The sequence below is a fragment of the Streptomyces sp. NPDC058701 genome (assembly GCF_042715295.1).
GTDB lineage: Bacteria > Actinomycetota > Actinomycetes > Streptomycetales > Streptomycetaceae > Streptomyces.
The window spans coordinates 1-2773 of sequence record NZ_JBHXSY010000128.1; the positions used below are offsets into that span (position 1 = coordinate 1).

The following is a 2773-nucleotide window of genomic DNA, read 5'->3' on the forward strand; positions in this document are numbered from 1 at the left end:
CATACCGCAGGGATCATGAACCGTCACCACCGACGACAACCCGAAATCCTCAGTAGAACGGCACGGCGGTGGAGTCGACCTGGTCGCTGCGGGCGTGGCGAGGACGGGTGCCGGGCGCCGGCTCCCTCTACACGGTGCGCGCTGCATCGATGCCGTCCGCGGTGGGGAGCAGGTCGCGGACCTGGGTGAGGTCCAGGAGACGGCCCAGCTGCACGGGCACCGGGCTGACCAGGCGGCCGGTGTGCAGCATGCGGACGAGCAGGTTGAGCATGGAGGAGTCGGCGAAGGCGATGCGGGGGACGTCCAGGACCGGCTGGTACCGGCACATCACCCTGGCCATGCTCGCTCATGCATTCCTCGCCGCCCTGGCCGCGGACGAAGCGGTAAAGGGGGCTGCAGAAACGACCCCAACAGCGGCTTCGTCACTCTCACCGTGGCGGAGATCCGCCGACTCCTGGACACTCTCTGGCCCCGCCCCCGACCCCACAGCCCTCCCCGAGACCACGCACTGAACTGGTCCACCTGGCGACGACAACCCCAAACAACCGCCCGGCACTGCCACTACAGGAGAGGAACCAGCTCAGGACACGAAGTTTCACTGGAGTACTGGGGGCGTGCGTGCGCGGCGTCGCCAGCGACTCACCGAAGCGGACCGCTCCGGTCAGTTGGACCGCTTATGCATTTACGGGCTGGTGCAGGAGGAGACCGGACGACGACGCCAGCAGGTGCAGGTCATCAATCTAGCGGACTGTGGCTCCACCCCAGGACATGCGCCCAGGCCGTTCGATGATGGCGGCAAAGTTGCGATCGGGTTGCCCAGGTCGATGTTGTCGTCCACAAGATGGCGGATCGCATCCAGCGGGACCGTCGCCGAGGAACGCGTGGCTTGGTCCGGCCGACGCGCGCCGTCTCGGAAGAGATGATGAGAAATGTGAATCGACGAGACGATGTTGCCCCTATTGGAGGAGAGAATACTTACCGCGCGTCGAGCGGAGGGTGCGAAACTGCAGGTGCTGACCCGAGAGGCTTGGAGATTACATGCGAAACATTCTGCGCGCTGCAGCTGCGGTTGCGGCGCTCGCCGGATCATTCTTCACGATCGGTCCTGCACAGGCGGCTGAGGCTCTGCCGCCGCTGTATGACCTCCAGGTAAAGTTCCAGGGCGTCGATTTGTCGGAACTTCATGACTGCGACTTCCTTGAGGCGGTCGGGTGCGACAATGTCGAGATGTACGGATCGTTCGGCGCCACAACGCCGCACGGAAGCTACCGGATGAACGGCACCCGTGAGAAAGCATATCTAACCACCGAACGCTGGAAGGGTGAGCCGGGATCCGGAGACCAGTGGTTCGGCGACTGTGTCGACTGGCGCGGCTGCTACCGCACTTTCAAGGCTGGCGCTCATGGAATCGGCACTCTCGGGCAAGGTACCAACGGCGGTGCCAAGACCTTCGAGGGCGGGCTCGGGCTCGGCGACAGCGAAGAACAGATGGACTACTTCGCGACCAGGGCCGTCTGGCAAGCGGGTAAGAAGGTGGACACGCTGACGGTCCCGGAGCTGACGAGCGGCGATACGTACCTCATCAGTATGAACCTTTGGGACCACGACGACATGTGGGGAGACGACGAGATAGGTCAGCTCACCCACCAGTTCACGTTCAATGCGGCGGAGACTCAGACGCAGACCTTCAACATGTGGAAGCAGACGGGGACTGGCAAGGTCAAGCTGACCTGGACGGTGACCCCAGTCCGGGTCAGGTAGCAGTCCTGCAATGCACGCCTCGACGGCCGACGGACCTGCGTCTCGTTACTACAGGGAGCGCCTAGGGTTTTAGCCAAAGGAATAGGGACGCGATGGCTATGGCTGCCTGGTAGGACTCGCGGGTTTTGTCATAGCGAGCGGCGATCGCCCGGAACGGTTTAAGGCGATTGAAGCAGCACGTTGCGCTTCTTGTAGAGCAGCTTGTCGAAGACGCACGATCTGCCTCCGGCACGGCCTCGACGGGATGGGTTGGCGCGCTGGTCACGGCGTTCGGGGATGCTGTGACCGATTTGCGCGTTTACGCAGGTAGGCGCGTATTTTGCGGGAGCTGTAGCCCTTGTCGCCCAAGACATAATTAGGGCGGGTGCGAGGCCGGCCGGGCCCGGGCCGGCGGACCTTGATGGTGTCCATGACCTCCTCAAAGCGAGTGCAGTCGGCGGCGTTGCCGCCGGTGAGGACGAAGCCGAGCGGACGGCCGCGACCGTCGCAGGCGAGGTGGATTTTCGTGGTCAGTCCGCCTCGGGATCACCCGAGGGCGTGATCACATACTTCGTCCCCCTGCCCTGCCCCATTTTGCGGGCGCCGGCGGCATGCTGATGGGCCCGCGCGACCGTGGAGTCGACCGACACCAGCCAGTCGATGTCACCGGCCGCGTCTCTCTCCGCCTGCACCGCGGCCAGCATCCGTGTGAACGTTTCGTCCAGCGCCCACCTGCGGAAACGCGTGTACAGAGTCCGCCATGGCCCGTACCGTGCCGGCACATCACGCCACGCCGTACCCGTCCGCAGCTTCCACACGATCCCGTTCAGCACCCGCCGGTCATCCAGCCGCGGCCGCCCCGACGACGACCGCGGCAACAGCGCGGACAACGCTTCCCACTCCAGATCCGACAGCTCATGACGACGCACCATGCAACACATGATTCCCCATCAGAACCCTTTGAAGACAGTGCCTAAAAGCTCGTAACACGATCATGAATCGTGTTTCTTGAGGCGTCTCCAGCAGATGAGAC

Annotated in this window: 2 protein-coding genes and 1 pseudogene; 1 reads left to right on the forward strand and 2 read right to left on the reverse strand. The window is 63.8% G+C overall.

Annotation, left to right across the window (positions count from 1 at the left end; translation table 11 throughout):
• Positions 1–127: 127 nt before the first annotated feature.
• Positions 128–340, reverse strand: a complete 213-nt coding sequence (locus ACFWW8_RS38430; protein WP_386537555.1) for a hypothetical protein — start codon at positions 338–340, stop codon at positions 128–130.
• A gap of 698 nt (positions 341–1038) precedes the next feature.
• On the opposite strand from ACFWW8_RS38430, the gene ACFWW8_RS38435 reads away from it, so the two are divergent.
• Positions 1039–1761: a hypothetical protein gene (locus ACFWW8_RS38435; RefSeq protein ID WP_386537552.1), complete on the forward strand. Its 723-nt coding sequence runs from the start codon at positions 1039–1041 to the stop codon at positions 1759–1761.
• Positions 1762–1822: 61 nt separating this feature from the next.
• Here ACFWW8_RS38435 and ACFWW8_RS38440 read toward each other — a convergent pair.
• Positions 1823–2672, reverse strand: a pseudogene (locus ACFWW8_RS38440) (IS5 family transposase).
• Positions 2673–2773: the final 101 nt, after the last annotated feature.